The 18,800-nt window shown below is 69.2% G+C and carries 13 protein-coding genes; 6 read left to right on the top strand and 7 right to left on the bottom strand.

What is annotated here, in order from left to right:
- Positions 1-27 precede the first annotated feature (27 nt).
- The 5 genes from cglE to KYK13_RS13800 form a co-directional block, all read right to left on the bottom strand.
- Positions 28-663 carry an adventurous gliding motility protein CglE gene (cglE, locus tag KYK13_RS13820; RefSeq protein ID WP_223644841.1) on the bottom strand — a complete coding sequence of 212 codons (636 nt, stop codon included), beginning with the start codon at positions 661-663 and terminating at the stop codon, positions 28-30.
- Positions 664-777: 114 nt separating this feature from the next.
- The gene (gltG, locus tag KYK13_RS13815; protein WP_223644839.1) at positions 778-2,736 is read right to left on the bottom strand and encodes an adventurous gliding motility protein GltG; all 1,959 of its coding nucleotides are present in this window, start codon (positions 2,734-2,736) and stop codon (positions 778-780) included.
- 87 nt (positions 2,737-2,823) lie between these two features.
- Positions 2,824-3,084 (bottom strand): adventurous gliding motility protein CglF, encoded by a 261-nt coding sequence (gene cglF / locus KYK13_RS13810; RefSeq protein ID WP_223644837.1) that lies wholly within the window; start codon positions 3,082-3,084, stop codon positions 2,824-2,826.
- A gap of 144 nt (positions 3,085-3,228) precedes the next feature.
- On the bottom strand, positions 3,229-4,668 hold the full coding sequence (gltE, locus tag KYK13_RS13805; protein WP_223644835.1) for an adventurous gliding motility TPR repeat lipoprotein GltE: 1,440 nt from the start codon (positions 4,666-4,668) through the stop codon (positions 3,229-3,231).
- Entirely contained in the window at positions 4,668-8,264 is a 3,597-nt protein-coding gene (locus KYK13_RS13800) for a tetratricopeptide repeat protein (protein ID WP_223644833.1), read from the bottom strand. The genes gltE and KYK13_RS13800 overlap by 1 nt, the downstream gene beginning before the upstream one ends.
- Positions 8,265-8,558: 294 nt before the next feature.
- Here KYK13_RS13800 and KYK13_RS13795 point away from each other — a divergent pair, with 294 nt between their 5' ends.
- Positions 8,559-9,209: a hypothetical protein gene (locus KYK13_RS13795; RefSeq protein WP_223644831.1), complete on the top strand. Its 651-nt coding sequence runs from the start codon at positions 8,559-8,561 to the stop codon at positions 9,207-9,209.
- A gap of 80 nt (positions 9,210-9,289) precedes the next feature.
- Positions 9,290-10,231 (top strand): ATP-binding protein, encoded by a 942-nt coding sequence (locus KYK13_RS13790; RefSeq protein ID WP_223644829.1) that lies wholly within the window; start codon positions 9,290-9,292, stop codon positions 10,229-10,231.
- Here the strand turns inward: KYK13_RS13790 and KYK13_RS13785 are convergent, their stop codons facing one another.
- Both KYK13_RS13785 and KYK13_RS13780 read right to left on the bottom strand, forming a co-directional pair.
- A complete protein-coding gene (locus KYK13_RS13785; protein ID WP_223644827.1) occupies positions 10,232-12,817 on the bottom strand; it encodes a N,N-dimethylformamidase beta subunit family domain-containing protein in 2,586 nt (861 codons plus the stop codon).
- 164 nt (positions 12,818-12,981) lie between these two features.
- Entirely contained in the window at positions 12,982-14,175 is a 1,194-nt protein-coding gene (locus KYK13_RS13780; protein WP_223644825.1) for an aspartate kinase, read from the bottom strand.
- Between the two features lie 42 nt (positions 14,176-14,217).
- Here KYK13_RS13780 and KYK13_RS13775 point away from each other — a divergent pair, with 42 nt between their 5' ends.
- From KYK13_RS13775 to KYK13_RS13760, 4 genes are read left to right on the top strand one after another with little or no spacing between them, the layout of a single operon-like run.
- A complete protein-coding gene (locus KYK13_RS13775) occupies positions 14,218-14,961 on the top strand; it encodes an ABC transporter ATP-binding protein (protein ID WP_223644824.1) in 744 nt (247 codons plus the stop codon).
- A gap of 17 nt (positions 14,962-14,978) precedes the next feature.
- Positions 14,979-15,782: an ABC transporter permease gene (locus tag KYK13_RS13770; RefSeq protein WP_223644822.1), complete on the top strand. Its 804-nt coding sequence runs from the start codon at positions 14,979-14,981 to the stop codon at positions 15,780-15,782.
- A gap of 2 nt (positions 15,783-15,784) precedes the next feature.
- The gene (locus KYK13_RS13765; protein WP_223644820.1) at positions 15,785-17,338 is read left to right on the top strand and encodes a GldG family protein; all 1,554 of its coding nucleotides are present in this window, start codon (positions 15,785-15,787) and stop codon (positions 17,336-17,338) included.
- The gene (locus KYK13_RS13760; RefSeq protein WP_223644818.1) at positions 17,335-18,795 is read left to right on the top strand and encodes a DUF4340 domain-containing protein; all 1,461 of its coding nucleotides are present in this window, start codon (positions 17,335-17,337) and stop codon (positions 18,793-18,795) included. The genes KYK13_RS13765 and KYK13_RS13760 overlap by 4 nt, the downstream gene beginning before the upstream one ends.
- Positions 18,796-18,800: the final 5 nt, after the last annotated feature.

Raw genomic sequence — 18,800 nt, 5'->3', positions numbered from 1 at the left:
ATTCTCCTGAGCCACGTCAATCTCCCGCTAGAACGCGTAGCGAATGTTGGGCGCCACCGCGAACCCGAAGGCGCCCTTGGAGGCGAGGTAGTTCCCCATGACCTCCAGCCCCACCGAGAAGTGGCGCAGCCGCGTGTAGTACTCCACTCCGGGCCCGGCAAACACAAGAATGTCGGAATCAGGGAGGAGCTTCTTGGGAGAGAACATCGCGTAGCCCGCGCCGACGCGGGCGTAGATCCAGGTGCGCTTGACCTCCTGGCTGTCCGCGAAGCCCACCAGGCGGGCGCGCAGCACGGCGCCCGGCACCAGCATGGTGAAGTCGCCAGAGGCGGCGCCCTTCGAGTAGCCGACGTATTCCGCGCCCGCGCGGTTCGCCGAGCCCATGAAGAACACGCCCAGGGACAGGCGCTCGCCCAGGTCCACGCCCAGCTCCACCTGGGCCATCTGGCCGGAGGAGAACGGCCGGGGGCCGGTGTCCGCGGGCGGGTTGGTGATCCACGAAGGACCGCCGTACACGCCGAAGTACACGCCGCGCTCGACCTCGTTGAAGGTCACCGCGGGCCGGTCCTTCATCGCATTGGAGCTGGGGGTGTCCTGGGCGCCCGCCATCGCGGGAAGGAGGAGCGCGGCGCTCAGGGCAAGAGGAGCAAGGACTTTCTGCATGGAGGCAGCCTGGTGGGGGGCAGGCCTCCCGCGGGGGCGGGAGGTTGAAGTGAAGAAGCGGGCAGCCCTGTCTCCAGGACCGCCCGCGCGGATTACGGATGTGTTGATTCTACGTCAGTCACCGGCCTGCTTGAAGATGAACGGGTAGGTGACGATCACGGAGCCTCCACCCTTGGGCTCCGGGAACTTCCAGGTGCGCACGCGGCCGGCCACGCAGGTCTCCAGGTCCGAGTTGCCCGCCGTGGACTGCGCGACGTTGGACGTGGCGACCGAGCCGTTGGCGCTGATGACGAACTTCACGGACACCTTGCCGCCCAGCTTGGGGAAGCGGTTGAGCAGGCTCTCGTAGCAGTAGCGGATCTGCCCGCGGTTGCGCTGGATGACCTGGCGGATGAGCTCCTTGTCCAGCGAGCCCATGACCTCCGGATCCGACGAGGTGATGCCCACGTCCACGCTCTGCTTTCCTCCGAGCGTACCCACGCCTGTGCCGTACGTGCCGCTGCCGCCGCCACGGCCCTTGGTGCCGATGCCGCCGATGCCGATGCTGTCACCGGTGCCGCCGCCGCCACCGCCGCTGCCGCGCAGCCCCAGGCCGCCGAAGCCGCCCGCGTCGCCCGCCTTGGCGCCGAACATGTTGCCCATGGCGCTCTTGAGCTCACCGCCCAGGCCGGACTTGCCGAAGATGGTGGAGATGCCGCCCTTGCCGCCGCCGAAGATCTTCGCGGTGAGGGCGCGCGCCTCGTCCTTCTTGTTCGGGTCGCCCTTGGGGGCCGTGCGGTTGTTGGTCTTGGGCGCGTCCTTCTTGCCCATCTGACCTTCGTCGCCGCGCGACTTCTGGGCCATCTCGCCCGACTTCTTCTCCTTCTGCTGGTTCAGCTTCTCCAGGAACTTGTTCTTCTGGGTCTCCGGAGGCTTGATGATCAGCTTCGCGATGCGCGCGTCGTTGCCCGCGAGCTCATCCGCGTACTCGTCCTCCTCCCCCGTGCGGTTCATGGAGTGGATGACGAAGGCGGTGGCGATGAAGAACATCACCAGGAAGATGTTGAGCGCCGTGTAGTCGATGTTCTCGCCCACCGGCACGACGACGCGCTTGGGCACCGGCTGGAACTGCGCCTCCAGCGTGAGGCCGCCCAGGTCCACCCAGATGAAGTCGTCCGCCTCGAGCGTGACGCCGTAGGCGTCGCCGTCCTGGGACGCCTTGCCGGACTCCATCACCGCTTCCAGGTCCAGCGTCTGGCCCTTGCGGGTGAGCTCGCCCTTCATCTTGCGCGCGAAGCGCACGGTGAAGGACTGGCCGTCCGTGCGCAGCACCTCGAAGGTGGGGCCGCCCAGCTTGGCGTCGCCCATCACGAAGTCCACGCCCTTGGCGCTGCCCACCGTGAAGCCCTTCTTCGCGCCGGGGGGCACGAAGAACTCGCCCACGCGCTGGTCGCCCCAGAGCAGGCGCAGCGACACGCCCTGCGGACCGCTGGACTTCGTCTTCTTCACGGTGCGCACGCGCGGCGCGGCCTCCTGCTCCTCGGGCGCGTCGTCCACGGGGACGGCCTTGGGAGCGCGGGCGGGCGCCACGGCGTTCTTCTGCGTGGGCGCGACGGACGGATCCAACGCGGCGGCCGGAGCCGGCGTCGCGGCGGGGGCCGGAGCCGCGGCCACGGGCGCGGCCGCGGCCTGCGCGATGGCGGCGGCGGGGGCCACCGGCGCGACCGTGGGGTTCTTGTCCGTGGGCGCGTCCGCCGTGGCGACGGCGGCGGCCAGGTTCACCGCGGCGACGGCGGCCGGGTTCTCCAGGCGGATGGTGGTGCCGCCCACGCGGACCTCGTCACCGAAGGAGACCTGCCCCTTGTTGACGCGCTTGCCGTTGACGTAGGTGCCCTCGACGCTGCCCATGTCGATGATGGACATGGTGCCGTCGGCGGCGACCTCGATGACGGAGTGGATGCGGCTGACCTTGTCGTCCTCCAGGCACAGGTGCGCGGAGGAGAGACGACCTATCTTGATGATGTCGCGCTCGTAGTCCTTGGAGGCGACCAGCGTGTCGCCCTTGAAGACCTTGAGTGTCAGGGGTACGGCCATGGAGGGCTCCCGGTAGGCTTTGGCGCTCTTGGACAACGGTGCCGGCGGAAGGTTCCGAACCGCCGGATTGAATCCGTGGTGGGGGGATTACAGCTCGCCCACGGACTGCATCACCTTGTCCTCGAAGTCTTCGCGGATGCGGATGAGGTTCGAGTGCTTCACGGTCTTGCGAGCCTCGACGTACTCGCCATCCGGCTTCGTGAGGTCACCCTCGATGGTGTCGTCCTCGAAGTCGATGTTGGTCGTCTTCTGCATCTTCGCGCCGCCACCCTCGGCCTTGCCGCCCTCGTCCTGGGCGAAGGCCGGGGCCACCGACAACGTCACGCACAGCATCAGCCACGTCCGCATCCTGCCTCCACGTGGGGCCTTCCCTGTGGCCCACTGGTGTTTCCGCATGGTGGGCCCCCGCGCACGCGGCGCGAGGGGCTCACAAGGTTCGCATCTTCCCGAGTCGCGCCGCCAGCGTGAACCCACTGGCGGACGTCTCCCACATCACAGCAGTTCGTCGGAGGGCTCTTCCGAGTCCGCCGGGGCTGCATTCTTCTGGGCAGGGGCCGTCTGCGTGCCACCCGCGGGGGTGGCGGCCGGCTGCTGCGCGCCCGTCGCGGAGGCCGGCGTGGCCTGCGGCGTGGCGTTGGTGCCGGACGCGGGCGTCGCCGCCCCCGGAGGCGTCGGGCCCTTCTGCTTCGCCTCCTCCGCCTTCATCGCGGCCTGCTGCTGCGCCTGGAGCGCCTCCATCTGCTTGGCCTGCGCCTCCGCGGCCTGCGCCTCGCGCTTGGCCTGCACGATGCTCTCCGCCTCGCGCATGAGCCCGAAGACGGGCGCTTCAGCGTGGAGCGCGACCTCGCCGCCGGCGAGCGCGATGTACTTCTTGTAGAGCTCCACCGCGCGCTCGGGAGCGTCCTTCACCTTGTGCAGGATGATGCCGCGGTTGAGGTACGTGGCGCCCAGGTCGGGGTTGAGCTTCTCCGCCTCGTCGTACTCCTGCATGGCCTTGTCGTACTGACCCTGGCCCTTGAGCGCGATGCCCAGGTCCACGTGCGCGGCGGCGTTCTTGCCATCCGCCTGCAGGATGCGGCGCAGGTGCTCCTCCGCGCCGGGGAAGTCCTCGGCGTTGAGCGCCAGCTGGGCCAGTTCCACGTGCGCGGGCACGTAGTCCGCCTTCGCCTCCAGGGCGCTCTTGAACTGCAGGCGCGCGCCCTCGGTGTCGCCCTCCTTGAGGAGGATGAGGCCCACGGCCTGGTGCAGCTCCGGATCCGCGCCGTCCAGCTTCACCGCGCGCAGCGCGACCAGCTTCGCCATGGCCAGCTGCTTGCGGTCCAGGTAGCTGCGGATCATCACCTTGAGGGCGTTGGTGTTCATCGGGTCGCGCATGAGCGCGGCGCGAGACAGCTCCATCGCCTTGTCGTGGTCGTTGTTCTGCCGGTAGATCTCCGCGAGGCGCGCGCGCGAACCCGCGTCGTCCGGGTAGCGCGTGAGCACGTCCTGGTAGAGCGCCACCGCGCCGGCCACGTCGCCGCCGTTCTGCTTCATGATGGCCAGGTTGTCGGACGCCTGGCGCAGGGACGGCTTCTTGGTGAGCGCGGACGCGTACCGGGCCTTGGCCTCGTCGGCCTTGCCCATGCGCTCGGCGATGACGCCCAGATTGTACTCGGCCTCCGCCAGGTTCTGGTCCGCCTCCAGGGCGGCCTTGAACTTGCGCTCCAGCGACGGGTAGTCGAACGCCTTCGCCTTCTTCTGCGCGTCGAAGGACTTCACCGCGTCATCGAACAGCAGCATGGCGCGGTTGGAGATGGACACCGGGCCCGTGGGGGCGGCCACGGGCTTGGCGACGGGCGGCGGGGCCACCGCCTGCGTGGTGGAGCAGCCGACAGCGGTCAGCGCCAGCGTGGCCAGCAGGAGGGGGCGGAACGGATGCATGCGGCGATTCATTAGAGGAAGTCCTCCGGCTCCTGTTCATCAACGGTCTTCTTGGGGGCGCTGCCGTCCTTGGACGCGGCGGCGGGCTTGGCGACCTCGGACTCGGTCTGCTGACGAAGCGCGTTGGTCAGCGCGGACAGGTCCTCGTTGAGCGCCTCGCTCTTGGCCTGCTTCTCCGGTTCCACCTTGGTGACCGGGGGCGGGATGTCCTGCACGGAGGCCAGCAGGTCGCCGCCGAGCACCAGCTCCTTGTTCTTCAGCGCGAGCTTCTCCTCCAGCACCTCCGGGTAGCGGTCCGGCGCGTAGGTGGTGCGGAGGATCTTCAGGCTCGCCGCGGCGCAGTCGTTGAACACGCCCAGCTCGCGGCTCTTGGCCACCGCGCTGGAGAAGGCCTCCGTGGCCTTGTCCTTGAGCGGCTGGGCCTGGTTGGCGAACTCGTCGCGCAGGGCCTGCTGCGACTCCTCGTCCAGGCCGCGCGGCATGGGCGCGTTCACCACGAGGTCCGCCATGTGGTCATACGCGAGGCCGATGCGCTGCAGCGCGCAGATGGCCGGCTCCGGGGCGCCCAGGGCCACGGTCTGGACGTACTTCTTCTGCACCACCTCCAGCGCGCGGCCCTTGTCCGCCAGCGAGCCCTTGAAGCGCTCGGGCGACGGCGGCACGCCCCAGTACAGCTTCAGGCGCTTGAACTCGTTCCAGTCCGGCTCGATGGCCAGCAGGTTCGCCTGCGCGGCGGCGGCGAGCGCCGGCTTCTCCAGCGCGGTCTGCTGACGGCGGGGCAGCTGGTCGAAGTACTCGAAGATGCGCTTGTTCATGCGGCGCACGTCGTTCGTCTTCCGCATCTTCGCGTAGATGTCGGTGATGCGGCCCTCGGCCATGAGGAACTTGCTCTGCGAGCGCATGTTGTCGCGCTCGTACTCCTCCAGCAGCTTGATGGCCTTCATGTACGCGCCCTGCTTCACGTGCAGGTCCACGACGGACAGGAAGACGTCCTCGGCGTCCTTCGACTTGGGCCACAGCTCCATGTAGTGCTCGCGGTTCTTGAGCGCGGCCTTCAGCTGGCCCAGGCCCTCGCGGTAGGTGGCCGCGTTGAACAGGGCGATCTGCGCCTTGGACTCGTCCCACTTCTGCACGACCGCGGGCTTCGCGGGCGCGTCGTCATTGGACGCCTGCCTGGCCTTGCCCTTGGCCTTGCTCTTCGCCTTGGCCTTCGCCGCCGGGGCGCCGCCCTTCTCGCTCAGGTTGCGCTCGTAGCCGCGCACGTAGAGCTCGTAGGTGCCCGCGGCCTCCTCGAAGTCACCAATGGCCTCCAGCGCCTCCGCGTTCGCGTAGATGGAGTCCGGCACGTACTTGGACCGGGGGTACTCCGCGAACAGGCGCTTGCGGACCTCGATGGCCTTGTCCAGGCTCTTCGCCTTGTAATAGTCGACGGACGCATTGTAGAGCGCCAGGTCCGCGATCTCCGTCTGCGGGAAGTCGTGGACGAAGTTCAGGTACGCCTCGGCCGCCTTGGAGAACTCCTTCTTCTCCTCCAGTTGGCTGACCAGCTTGAACGACGACTGCTCGATGAGCTTCGCCAGGTCGTCGCGGAACTTGCCGGTGGCCAGCTTGTCGTTGGCGTAGAAGCGGCGGGCCCACTCGTTGACCTTCGCGAAGTCGCCCAGCAGGTTGTACGAGTCCAGGATGAGGTTGGCGGCGATCTCCGCGGCGCGCTGGCCGTCCTCGAACTTGTACTCGGGGTAGCCGAGCGCGATTTCGGAGAAGCGCAGCACCGCTTCGTCGAAGTGGTTGTGGCGGTAGTAGATGTTCGCCGCCTTGAAGGCGATCTCCACGCGCTTGTCGCCCTTGGGGACGTACTTGAGGTAGCGCTCGCACGCGTCGAGCAGCGACTTCTTCAGCGTGGGGATGGCGATCTTCTTCTGGATGTCCGTGCCGGCGGACTCGGACTTGGCCTCGCCGCGCGCCTCGGCCGCCTTCACGACCTCGTCGTAGGCGAGCACGGCGTTGTAGGCGGCGTTGGTCAGCCACTTGCCCGGCTTGCCCGGCTTGGGCTTGCCCTTGTCGTCCTTGGCCTCCAGCACCTTGGCGTCCTGGAGGACGACGAGCGTGTAGTTGGCGGCGGCCTTCTCGAAGTTCTGGAGGTTGTCGTTGAGGAGCTCCGCCCAGAAGAAGCGCAGGTCGTACGCCTTGGGGTTCTCCGGGAAGAGCGTGAGGTAGTCGCTGTACACGGCGTCCGCGTACTTGAAGGTCTCCTCGTTGCGCGTCTTCTTGCCCTCGTTGTGCCAGGTGACGGCGAGGTTGGAGAGCGTGCGCTCGGACAGCTCCTTCGCCTCCGCGAGCGCCTTCTTGTCCTTGTCGTCCTTGATCACGCCGGAGGACTCGACGTCCTTCATGATCTTCACGAGCCGGCGCACCTGGGCCACGGTGCGCTCCTTGTTGCCCATGCGCAGGATGCAGTCGACGATCTTGCCCTGGAAGCCCGGGGCCTCCGGCGACAGCGGCTTCTCCTTGATCAGCGAGTTGAAGGTGATGGCCGCTTCGCGGTCCTTGCCGTCGCCGTAGTAGAGGTTGGCCAGCTGCTTCATCATCGTGAAGCGGTCTTCCGGATTGGTGGCCACCTTGCCGAAGTCCGCGCGGGCCTGCGTCACGTCACCCTCGCGGGCGAACGCGCGCACGTAGTCGCCGCGCGCTTCACGCACCAGCGAGCCCTTCGCCTTGGCCTTGCCGTCCTTCTCCACGGCGGCGGCGCCGGCCAGCTCGCCGTAGAGGACCACGGTCTTGAACTTGTCCTTCGCGGACTCGTACTCCCCCATGTTGAAGTAGCACCAGCCCTGCTTGTAGAGGGCGAAGGCGTAGACCTGGTTCTCGGGGAACTCGGCGGCCTTCTTGTACGCGGCGAGCGCCTTCTCCAGCTCCGGGCGCTTGCCCTTGGAGTTGTTGAAGTAGTACTCGCCGAAGGCGAAGTACGCGTCCGGGATGTACTTGGACTGCGGGTACTTCTCCACCAGGCGCTTGAACGCGACGAGCGCCTTCTTGTCCTGGCCGTCCTCCATCAGGTACTGGCCGAGGAAGAAGAGCACTTCGTCCGTGCGCTCGAACTTCGGGTACTCCTGGACGATCTTCGTGTACTGCTCGACGGCGTACTTGCCGTTCTCCTTCACCTTCGCCATCAGCTCCGCCTTCTCCGCCTTGGCCTTCTGCTGGCCCGCGGCGTCGTTGCGGTTCATGGCGACGATGAGCTCATCGTCCTTCCGGTTGGCCTCGAAGAAGAAGAACTTCGACTCCTCCCAGTAGAGCTCGCCCAGGCGGAACAGCAGGCTGGGGGCCTCCTTCTGATCAGGAGACAGCGAGATGATCTTCTTCAGGGACTCAATCTGTTCGCGGCGCTTGGAAGCGACCTGCACTTCCACACCCAGGCGGAACTGATCATATTGAAGCGCGGGAGCGGCCTGCTGGGCTTCCTTCGGGCGCGTGATGTCGCCAGCGAGGGACTTGTCCACGGTGGTGGTGGACTTCTTGCCCAGGTCAGCGTCGCGCAGTGCTTTCTTCTCCTGGGCCGAAGCCATGGAAGCCAGGAGAACGAGGCAAACGAGTAGCGAGCGGCGCATGGTCTTCCTAGGAGCGGGGAACCGGCGTTCACGGATGCCTGCTTGCTTGGCAAGTGTCCGGGAATCTTCGGGAATTTCCATGAGGGGACTCGTACTATGCGCGGTTTGCGCAAGGCGGGTCAACTCAGACGTCCGGACGTCCGCTCCGTCGGATAGCAGGCGGGAAAACTTCAATTCCGCTGTGTTCCCGAGCCCTTCCAGCGTGCGACAGGAAGGTTGCACCGCGCGCTCCAACGGGTATTGGGAGCGGGCGGCCGTTCGTCTGGCCGCCCTTCCTGGAGCTGTTGTCGGATCATGAGTCTTCTGCCGGAGAGCGCCAGCTTCGAGGAGCTGGTGCAGGACTACTTCCTCGCGGTGCGTGGCGCGGGATTGATGTTGTCCGCGTTGGACACCGAGCTCGTGACCGCGTGGGCGCGCGAGGGCGTGCCCTTCGAGGTCGTGGCGCGAGGCATCTCGCGTTCGGCGGAGAAGGCGCTGTGGGACGCGCGGCCCGGAGAGCCGGTGCTGCGTTCGCTGCGCGCGTGCCGGCGCCAGGTGGAGACGGAGATCCGCAAGTACCGCGATCTCTCCGCGGGCCAGGGCGAGGAGGCGCGTCCCTCCTCGAAGAAGCGCCCGGCCCGTTCGTGGGAGGAGGTGCGGCACGCGCGGCTGTGCGCGGCGCTGCGGGCGCTGACGGAGCGCGAGGCCGCGTTGGCGCCGCGGGTGCACCGGCTGCTGGACACGGTGCTGGCGTGCGTGCCGAGCGAGCCCGCGGGGATGGATCATCAGGAGGCGTGGGCGCTGATGGCGCTCCTGCGCGCCCTGCCCTTCGCGGAGCGACGCACGGTGTGGCGCGATGCGCGCACCGGTGAACAGCAGCTGATGACAGCCCGCGCGCGGCGTGTGTCCCGGCGCTTCCGGCTCCAGGCGGCCGTCAGACGGCGGCTGGACATGAAGGAGACCTGAAGGGTTGCCCTCCTTGCGTGCGACTGAACGGAAGTTCAGCAGGCTGACGGCCAGGGGGGACGGTGTTATGGCTGGGCGCGATGGCTGCCAAGGCGAACGGCGAGGCGTGTGGGCAGTGCGGCGGGCGGACGTACCTCATCGAGCGGCGCGGGGAGCTCGCGTACGCGAGGGTGTGCCCGTGCTCGGTGGACTGCCCGATGTGCGGTGGACGCGGGCACCGGCTGGTGCAGAAGGAGGGCACCTTCAGTGCGAAGGTGGGCCCCCGGACGTATGAGGTGCTGGAGCCGTGCGTGTGCACGCTCAGGCGCACGCGGGTGGCGCTCTACAACGACGTGCAGATGCCCGGCGTCATGGCGCACGCGTCGTTCGACAACTACCGCCCCTTCAACGAGGCGCAGGACCGCGGCCGCGGCGTGGCGATGCACTTCGCCAACCAGTACGTGAAGGGCGCGACGAACAAGGGCTTCGTGCTGAGCGGGCCGGTGGGCACGGGCAAGACGCACCTCCTCGCCGCGACGCTCGGGCACCTGGTGCTGGAGATGGGCGTGAAGGCCCGCTACGTCGAAATCTCGCTCCTCTACGCGACCATCCGGCGCGGCTTCCAGGACGGCAAGAGCGGCGGGGAGATCATCGGGCCGCTGTCGGAGGTGGAGGTCCTCGCCATCGACGAGCTGGGCAAGGGGCGCGGAAGTCCCTTCGAGATGGAGACGCTCGATGAGCTGATCGCCCGGCGCTACAACGCGGGGCGCACGACGCTCTTCGCCACGAACTACTCGCTGGAGCCGGAGCGCAAGGGCGCGCGGAGCAGCGCGCCCTCGGGCTACCGCACCACGGACGACGCGCGCTCCGCCATGAAGGACGCGGAGCTGCTGCGCGAGCGCGTGGGTGAGCGCATCTACAGCCGCCTCTGCGAGATGTGCACCTTCGTGGAGCTGCCGCGCGACACCCCGGACCGGCGGCGCACGCGGCAGGAGATGGACGCGCCGCCACCGATGGGCGGCATGCGCGGCCCGGGCCGTTGATCAGCGCTTGATGGCGCGCACCAGCGAGTTGCCCGCGTCCGCCACGTAGAGGGTGCCATCCAGCCCCACCGCGAGGCCGGCGGGCAGCACCAGCTGGGCCTCCCTGCCCGAGCCGTCCTCCGCGCCGTAGCGGCCGCTGCCCGCGAGGGTGGTCAGCTTCTCCGGCTCACCGGACGCGTTGAAGGTGAGCCGGCGCACGCGGTAGTTGCCCGGGTCGGAGATGGCGAGCGAGCCGTCCGGCAGCAGCGCCAGGCCCAGGTACGGCAGCATCTGGCCCTCCTTCGGGTCGCCGTCGCGGAAGCCGGGCGTGGAGCCCGCCATCACGGTGGTGATGCCGTCGCGCACGCGCACCACGCGCGCCATGCCGCTCTCCACGACGTAGACGGTGCCATCCGCCGCCTGGGCCACCGCGGAGGGCCGGTAGAGCCAGTCGCCCTGGAGCGTCGTCACCGGGTTGCCGGGCGTCACCATGTCGATGCGGCGGATGACGCTGTTGTTCAGGTCCGCCACCAGCAGCGCCGTGCCGTCCGGCGTGAAGGACAGGCCCGCCGGCTGATTGAAGGCCGCCGCCAGCGCGGGGCCATCCTGGTAGCCCCACGTGGAGCCCGCGAACACCTCCGCCCTGCCCTCCGGGGAGATGCGGCGGATGAGCGCGTTCTCGGTGTCGGACACGTAGATGTTCCCCAGCGCGTCCGCGGCGATGCCCATGGGTCCCGAGAGGTTGTCGAGCATGGTGCGGATCTTCCCGTCCGGCGACACGCGCTTCACCGTGTTGCCCAGCGTGTCCGCCACGGCCCAGCCGCCATCCGGCAGCACGGCGACGGCCAGCGGCGCGCCCAGTTCATCCGACGCCACCTTCATGCCCACATGGCAGCGCTTGCCGGGCTGGCCCGCCACCGTCGTCACGGACGCGGCGAAGGGCCCCACCGCGGCGGGCGCCGCCGGCGGCTGGAACTTCACCAGGTCGGCCGGCGGCTTCCGGCCCAGCGCCTTGTAGAGCACGTTGGCCACGATGCGGCCCGCGCGCGGATCCGCCACGCGGTCCCCCACCCCGGCCAGCTTCTGCACGAAGTCGATGCCGCCCGCCGAGAAGACATACGCGTCGCCCTGCTTGCGCACCACCATGTGCGAGAAGCCGAAGCCCCCCTGGAGCGACAGCGCGGGGGACTCCGCGAGCACGTCCACGCCGGACGGCTGGCGGCCGTTGGACACCAGCTGATCCATCTCATAGCCGTTCGCCATCCACAGCGTGTCACCGGCCTTGAAGCCCGTGCCGCTGAAGGCCCAGTGGTCCGGATTCGTGATGACGGTCGGGAAGGGCCACTGGTGCCAGCGCGCGGAGAACTGCACGCCCAGGAGCGCGTTCTCCGGACGGGGCGCGGGCAGGTCGCGGAACTTCACCGTCTTGCGTTGATCCTTGTACGGATCCTCGGGCGCGCCCTTGTAGCAGGCCACCACGCGGCGCGGACGGCCGTCCGCCGCGGGCTCCATCCGCACCTGCCAGTAGGCGTTGTTCGCGCCCAGGTTGATGATGGACCGCCCCTCCGCCAGCGCGCGGTCCGCGAAGTCGCGCTGCTTCGACGACCAGTACTCGTCGTGGCCGGACATCACGAACACCTTCGCGCCACGCAGGAAGTCGTAGCTTTCGTCCATGTCCTCGTCGGTGAAGTAGCCCACGTCCAGGTCCTGTGACTCCAGCCACGTGATGAGGCTCAGGTCGTCCGTCATCAGGTGCCCGGAGCCCTGGCCCCGGTAGTAGGGCCGGTCGTAGGAGGACTCGAAGGCGCGCGAGACGCCGTGCGACTTCATCACACCCTTCTGATCATCGTAGAGGCTGGTGCCGCCCCAGGTGTTGTAGGCCGCCCAGGTGGCGGTGGGGATGAGCACCGCCACTTCCGCGCGCGGGTTCGCGTCCCGCACGAAGAAGGGCACGTAGCGCGACGGCCGGTCGTCGCGCACGAGCTTCACCACGTACACGCCGCGCACCCAGTCCTCGCCGATGGGGATCTCCAGCGTGGGGGACCAGGAGCAGGCGATGATGCCCGTCGCCGGGTGCGCCGGGCAGTCCGCCTGCCGCGTGCCCTGCACCGGGCCTCCGCGCGCGACCTCCCGGGCGCCGACGCCGCCGTAGTATCCCAGGCGGTAGACGGACCAGCTGAACTTGCGCTCCTCGGACAGGGACACCGCCACGCGCAGCGACTCGCCCTGGGTCAGCGTGGCCTTGAGGGCGTAGCCTTCAATCTCCCGGCTGTTGGCGTTCTTGTCGATGCGCCAGCCCGGGGTGCCCTTCTTCTGGTTCTCCTTGTGGACGGCGTCCGGATTGCGCCCGGGCAGCGCGCTGCCGCCGTCGGGCAGCGTGCCCGCGTCCGGCTCGTCTTCCGGGATGCCCGCGTCGTACTCGGGGACGACGATGCCGCCGTCCGGGCCGACGACGCCAGCGTCATCGTTGCTCAGGGGTGGCTCGTCATGGCGGTCCCCCGGAGGAGGCGTGCCCGGGGCCGGACCGGAGTCCTTGCAGCCCGAGGTCCCCGCCACCAGGAGCGCCAGCACCACCCCCAGCCCCATCCAGCGACGCCCGTGTCCCATGCCACCCCTCCAAGGTGTTCAGGACCGGAGGGTAGGCATCGACTTCAGGGAGGGAAGCACCCTGCCCTGCTTGGGAACGGAAGTTCAACGCCCGATGTCACCTTGTCCGCAGGGACGGCCCGCAAGTCCTCGGATCAACGGTGGTTGCGCGGGCGCCGCGCGTGTCAGCCACCGAGCAGTTCGCGGTGCAGCCGGGCGGTGAGGGTCTTCAAGTGGGTCTTGTCCACCAGGAGGGTCACCTGCAGTGGCGAGGTGCTCACGGCGTGCACCCGGGCGGACAGCGCCTCGGCGGCGGACAGCGCCTTGCGCAGCGGCACCCAGTCCGCGTTGAGGCCCACCCCCACGCAGGTGACGGTGCCCCAGCCGTCCCGCCATTCCACGCCCGCGCCGAAGCGCGTGGACAGCTCGCGCTGGAGCGCCTCCGGCCCGTGGATGTCCGCGAGCGGCACCGCGAGGAACGTGCGCCCCGGCGCGCCCGGCAGTCCGTCATGGGCGAGCGTGCGGCCGCGCACCGCGCGCGCGTCGAGGAACTCCAGGAGTTCCTGGAGGGGCACGCTGGGGTGGGCGACGAGCACGGCCATCTCCGTATCCGCCGTCACGCCCTTCACGCGGCTGTCGGTGGGCACGGCGAGCTCCTGCACGTGGGTGCCGGTGCCCTGCCCGTGCGCGGTGCGCGCGAGGATGGTGATGCCGCGCGCCTTGGCCCACTCCACGGCCTGGGCGTTGAGCACCTTGGCGCCCGCGCTCGCCAGCTCCTGCATCTCGTCGTAGCTCAGCGACTCCAGCTTGCGCGCGTCCGGCACCACGCGCGGATCCGCGCTGAAGACGCCGTCCACGTCCGAGTAGATCTCACACGCCTCCGCGTCCAGCGCCGCCGCCAGCGCCACCGCGGTGGTGTCGGAGCCGCCGCGCCCCAGCGTCGTGACCTCCTTCTTGTAGGAGACGCCCTGGTAGCCCGCGACGATGACGACCTTGCCGTGCGCCAGCTCGTCCTGGATGCGGTAGGGCCGCACCTCCACGATGCGGGCCTGGGCGTGCGCGTCGTTGGTGATGATGCCGCTCTGGCTGCCGGTGAAGCTGATGGCCGGCACGCCCAGCTCCTGGAGCGCCATGGACAGGAGCGCCATGGAGATGCGCTCGCCGCAGGTGAGGAGCATGTCCAGCTCGCGCCGGGGCGGGTCCTGGGACACGCTCTTGGCCAGGGACAGCAGGTCATCCGTGGTGTCGCCCATGGCGCTCACGACGACGACGACCTGATAGCCCGCGTCCCGCTTCTCCTGCACTCGGCGCGCGACCTTGCCGAGCTTCTCCGCGTCAGCGACCGATGAGCCGCCGTACTTCTGCACCACGATTGGCATCCACGCCTCGCTTCCGGGGCAGTGTAGAGTTCGCCCCCGCGCATGCCAATCACCGAGAAGCCCATCATCGAGGTGCGCAACCTCACCCGGCGCTATCGCGAGCGCGTGGCCATCGAGGACCTCTCCTTCACGGTCGGTGAGGGAGAGCTGCTGGGCTTCCTGGGCCCCAACGGCGCGGGCAAGTCCACCACGATGAAGATCCTCACCGGCTTGCTGCCCCCGTCCGAGGGCAGCGCGAAGGTCGCGGGCTTCGACGTGTCCACGCACCCGATGGAGGTCAAACGGCGCATCGGCTACCTGCCGGAGACGCCGCCGCTGTATCCGGAGCTGACGGTGCACGGCTACCTGGCGTTCGTGGCCTCGCTCAAGCAGGTGCCCGGCCGCGCGGTGAAGGCGGAGGTGGAGCGGGTGGCGGGGCTCACCGGCGTGAGCGACGTGCTGGGCCGCGTGCTCCAGAACCTGTCCAAGGGCTATCAGCAGCGCGTGGGCATCGCGCAGGCGCTCATCGGTTCACCGCCGGTGCTCATCCTGGACGAGCCCACCGAAGGCCTGGACCCCGCGCAGCGCGCGGACCTGCGCGCGTTGATCCGGAGCCTCAAGGGCCAACACACGGTGCTGTTGTCCACGCACATCCTCCCGGAGGTCACGGTGACGTGCGAGCAGGTCCTCATCCTCCACCAGGGGCGCGTGGTGGCCCATGACGCCATCGACCAGCTGGCGAAGTCCCATGGACAGGCCGAGCACGCGTCGTTGGAAGAAGTCTTCATCAAGCTGACCGCCGCCTGAACAGGAACCCCCAGCGCATGCGCACCGCCCTGGCCATCGCCCGCAAGGAACTGGCCGTCGCCTTCACCACCCCGTGGGCCTACGCCGTGCTCACGGCGATGGCGGCGCTCTCGTCGTTCTTCTTCGTCAGCCTGCTGGAGCAGTTCCAGCAGGTGCAGGCCCTGGCGCGCGAGCACGGCTGGAGCCGCCTGCCCCCTGACTCCATCGTCTACCGCAACCTCACCGACGGCGTGGTGGTGCAGCTGTGGGGCGTGGTGTTGATCATCACGCTCTTCGTCGCGCCCTTCCTGTCCATGCGGCTGTTCGCGGAGGAGAAGCGCCAGAAGACGTTCGCGCTGCTGCTCACCACGCCCGTGCGCCCGGTGGACATCGTGCTGGGCAAGTACCTGGGCGGCCTGGGCCTCATCTTCGTCACGCTGGGGCTGACGCTGGTGTTCCCGGTGTTGTTGTCGGTGGTGGGCTCGGGCCCGTCCGGTTCGGCGCTGGAGTGGCCCACGGTGCTCCTGGGCTACGGCGCGGTGCTCCTGTGGGGCGCGACGTGCATGGCGGTGGGGCTGTTCATCTCCGCGCTGACGGAGAGCCAGATGCTGGCGGCGTTCCTCACCTTCACGGTGCTCTTGCCGTGGATGCTCCTGCGTGGCGTGGCCCAGTCCACCGCGGAGCCGCTGCGCTCGTTCCTCTCCTACCTGTCCTTCGACACGCAGTTGCAGGGGATGATCCAGGGCGTGCTGGAGGTGCAGGCCCTGGTGTTCTTCGCGTCCGTCATCCTGTTCTCACTGCTGCTCACCCACCGCGCGGTGGAAGCGCAGCGCTACGCGTGACCATGAGAGCGAATCACGTCACCCGGGCGTCGGGCGCCTTCGGCCTGCTGCTGCTCCTGTCCAGCCCCTTCACGCTGTTCCTCACCTCCGGCAGCGTGGCGCTCGCGGCGGGCAAGGCGGTGCTGGGCGCGGCGATGCTCGCGGTCTACGGCGTCTCGCACCGGCAGGAGCTGGGGCGCTCGGGCAGCCGCCGCACGGGGCGGTTCCTCGCGTCCTCGGTGCTCACCCTGCTGGCGGTGCTGGGCGTGCTGGTGGCGCTCAACGTCCTCGCGTTCCGCAAGAACCAGCGGTGGGATCTGACGCGGGAGCGCATCTTCTCGCTCGCGCCCCAGACGGAGCAGACGCTCGCGGGGCTAAAGGAGAAGGCGCATGCGCTGGCGCTCATCCCCCCCACGCATCCGTCCTATGGAGAACTGGAGGAGCTGTTCCGGCGCTACCACGAGGCCGCGCCGGCGACCTTCGACTACGCCTTCGTGGATCCGCGCCGCGAGCCGTCCCTGGCCGCGAAGTACCAGCTCAAGGACGGCCAGACCCTGGTCGTCATCTCCCGAGGCGAGGGCGACGCCGCGCCCCACACCCCCCTGCCCGTCCCCTCCGAACAGGACCTGACCAACGCCCTCATCCAGCTGAGCGCGACGGGCGCGCAGAAGGTGTACTTCCTCGAGGGGCATGGCGAGTGGTCGCTGGAGACGGCCGGTGACGGGCTGACGGAGCTGCGGCGCCAGCTGCTGCGCGAGGGCTACCGCCCCGAGCCGCTCAACCTCCTGGGCCGCAAGGAGGTGCCTCGCGACGCGGGGTTGCTGGTCATCGCGGGCGCAAAGCAGGACTACACGGCGCCGGAGGTGGCGGCCCTGCGCGCGTACCTGGGGGAAGGAGGCCGGCTGCTCTACTTCACCGACGCGAACACGGAGGACGGGCTGGGCCTGCTCCTCGCGGACTACGGCGTCCAGGTGGACGCGGGTGTGGCAGCGGATCCGCAGTTCAACTCGGGCAACCCGTTCGTCCTCGTGTCGAACTTCTACGGCAAGCACGCCATCACGCGTCCGCTCCAGGAGCGCGGGCTCAACGTGCAGCTGCCCACGCCGCGCAGCTTCACGCTGGTCCGTGAGGGCTTCCTGCTTCCCGGCGTGACGGTGGAGCCCGTGCTGCTGAGCTCGCCCTATGCGTGGGTGGAGTCGAAGCCCCTGGAGGATGCCACGCCATCCAGCGGCGAGAAGATGGGACAGCTGACGCTGGTGGCCGCCGCGTCCCGGGACACGCGCGCCGCGGAGCACAAGCGCTTCGACGAGGCGCGGCTGGTGGCGGTGGGTGAATCGGAGCTGCTGCTGGATCCGAACTGGGGCTACGAGGCCAACCGCAACCTGGTGATGAACGCGCTGGGCTGGGCCTCCCATCAGGTGGAGAAGATCACCCTGCGTCCCCCCGACCGTGAGACGTCCACGCTGGAGCTCACCGAGGACCAGATGCGGGCCCTGCGCTTCGTGTCCACTGACCTGTTGCCCTTGTCGCTGCTGGGCGTGGGACTCGCGGTCTGGCTGTCGCGGAGGAACCGGTGAGGACTTCCACCGTCGTGTTGCTGGGGCTGATGGCGGTGGGCTGTTCGCGCGACGCGGAGAAGCCCCCAGCGCCGCCGAAGCTCTTCGCGACGGAGTCCGCCGAGCCACGACCGGGAACGGCCCCGGATGCCGCGCCCGTCTTCACGCACCTGACGGTGAAGGCCCGCGGCGCCACCACGGAGCTGGAGCGGACGCCGGACGGCTGGCGGATCGTATCGCCCGTGGACGCGAAGGCGGATCCATACGCGGTGGAGGCCCTGGTGCAGCAGCTCACCTCGGCGAAGTTCAAGGCCACCGTGAACGCGTCGCCGACGGACGCGGACCTGAAGAAGTACGGGCTCACGTCCCCGACGTTCACCGTCACGGCGAAGGCATACCTTCCGGACGCGAACGGTGGAGGCGCGGAGGCTCCGTCGCGCCAGCGCACCGTGACGCTGGCCGGTGGAGATGAGAATCCCTTCGATGGCTCCGTCTATGTGCGCCGCGAAGGCGACGCGAGCGTGTACGCGGCGGACGGGGCCGTGCGGTACTCGCTGGACAAGGGCCCCTTCGAGCTGCGCGCCAAGGAGTTCCTGGGGCCGCTGGACCTGTCGTCACTCCAGGCCATCGAGGTCACGACGAAGGACCACGCCTACGCGCTGACGCGCGAGGCGGACGGCACGTCGTGGCGGATGGAGAAGCCGGAGCCCACGCGCGCGAACAGCAGCCGGCTGACGGACCTGCTCAAGGCGTTCGCGGGGCATCAAGCCCTCTCCTTCCCGCAGGACACCGCCGCCGCCCGGAAGTCCCTGGGGTTGGACACGCCCGTCGTGGACGCGCGCTTCGTCCCGGCTTCCGGTGAAGCCATCCGCATCCGGTTGGGGCAGGTGACCCGGGACGGTGCGCCCGTGGTCCATGCGCTGCGGGAACAGGGCCCGCAGTCGACGCTGGCGGAAGTGGAGGCCCGCGCGCTGACGACGCTGGACGTGGGCGTGCAGGAGTTGAAGGACCGGCGCGTGCTGTCGTTCCCGCGCGACGCCGTGCGGCGCCTGGAGTTCCTCCCCGGTGGCAAGGCCGCCCCGGTGGTCGTGACACGTGGCGCCGGGAACAGCGACGCGTGGCAGGTGGAGGGCCCCGACGGCGGACGCGCCCTGCACTTCCGCGTGGTGAAGCTCCTGGGCCGGCTGGAGTCGCTGAAAGCCTCGGCGTTCGGCGAGGCGAAGGTGAAGCGCTGGGAGCGCTACGGCATCAGCGACGCGTCGCGAGGCGTCGTGCTCCGTGACGGAGACGGGCGCGAGCTGGCCCGGCTGTGGCTGGGTGACGCCGTGCCGGACACGGAGGACCGGCTCTACGCTCGGGGCTCCGGGCCGGACCTGGTGGAGGTGTCCATGGGCTCGGTGGCGGATCTGCCCACGCGCGCCTCGGAGCTCCAGGAGGCGCCGCCCGACGCATCGGACGGCGGCGCTCCCCAGCCCTGAAGCAG

It is taken from the genome of Corallococcus sp. EGB, assembly GCF_019968905.1.
Taxonomy (GTDB): domain Bacteria; phylum Myxococcota; class Myxococcia; order Myxococcales; family Myxococcaceae; genus Corallococcus.
This window is presented reverse-complemented; position numbering and strand designations above follow the sequence as displayed.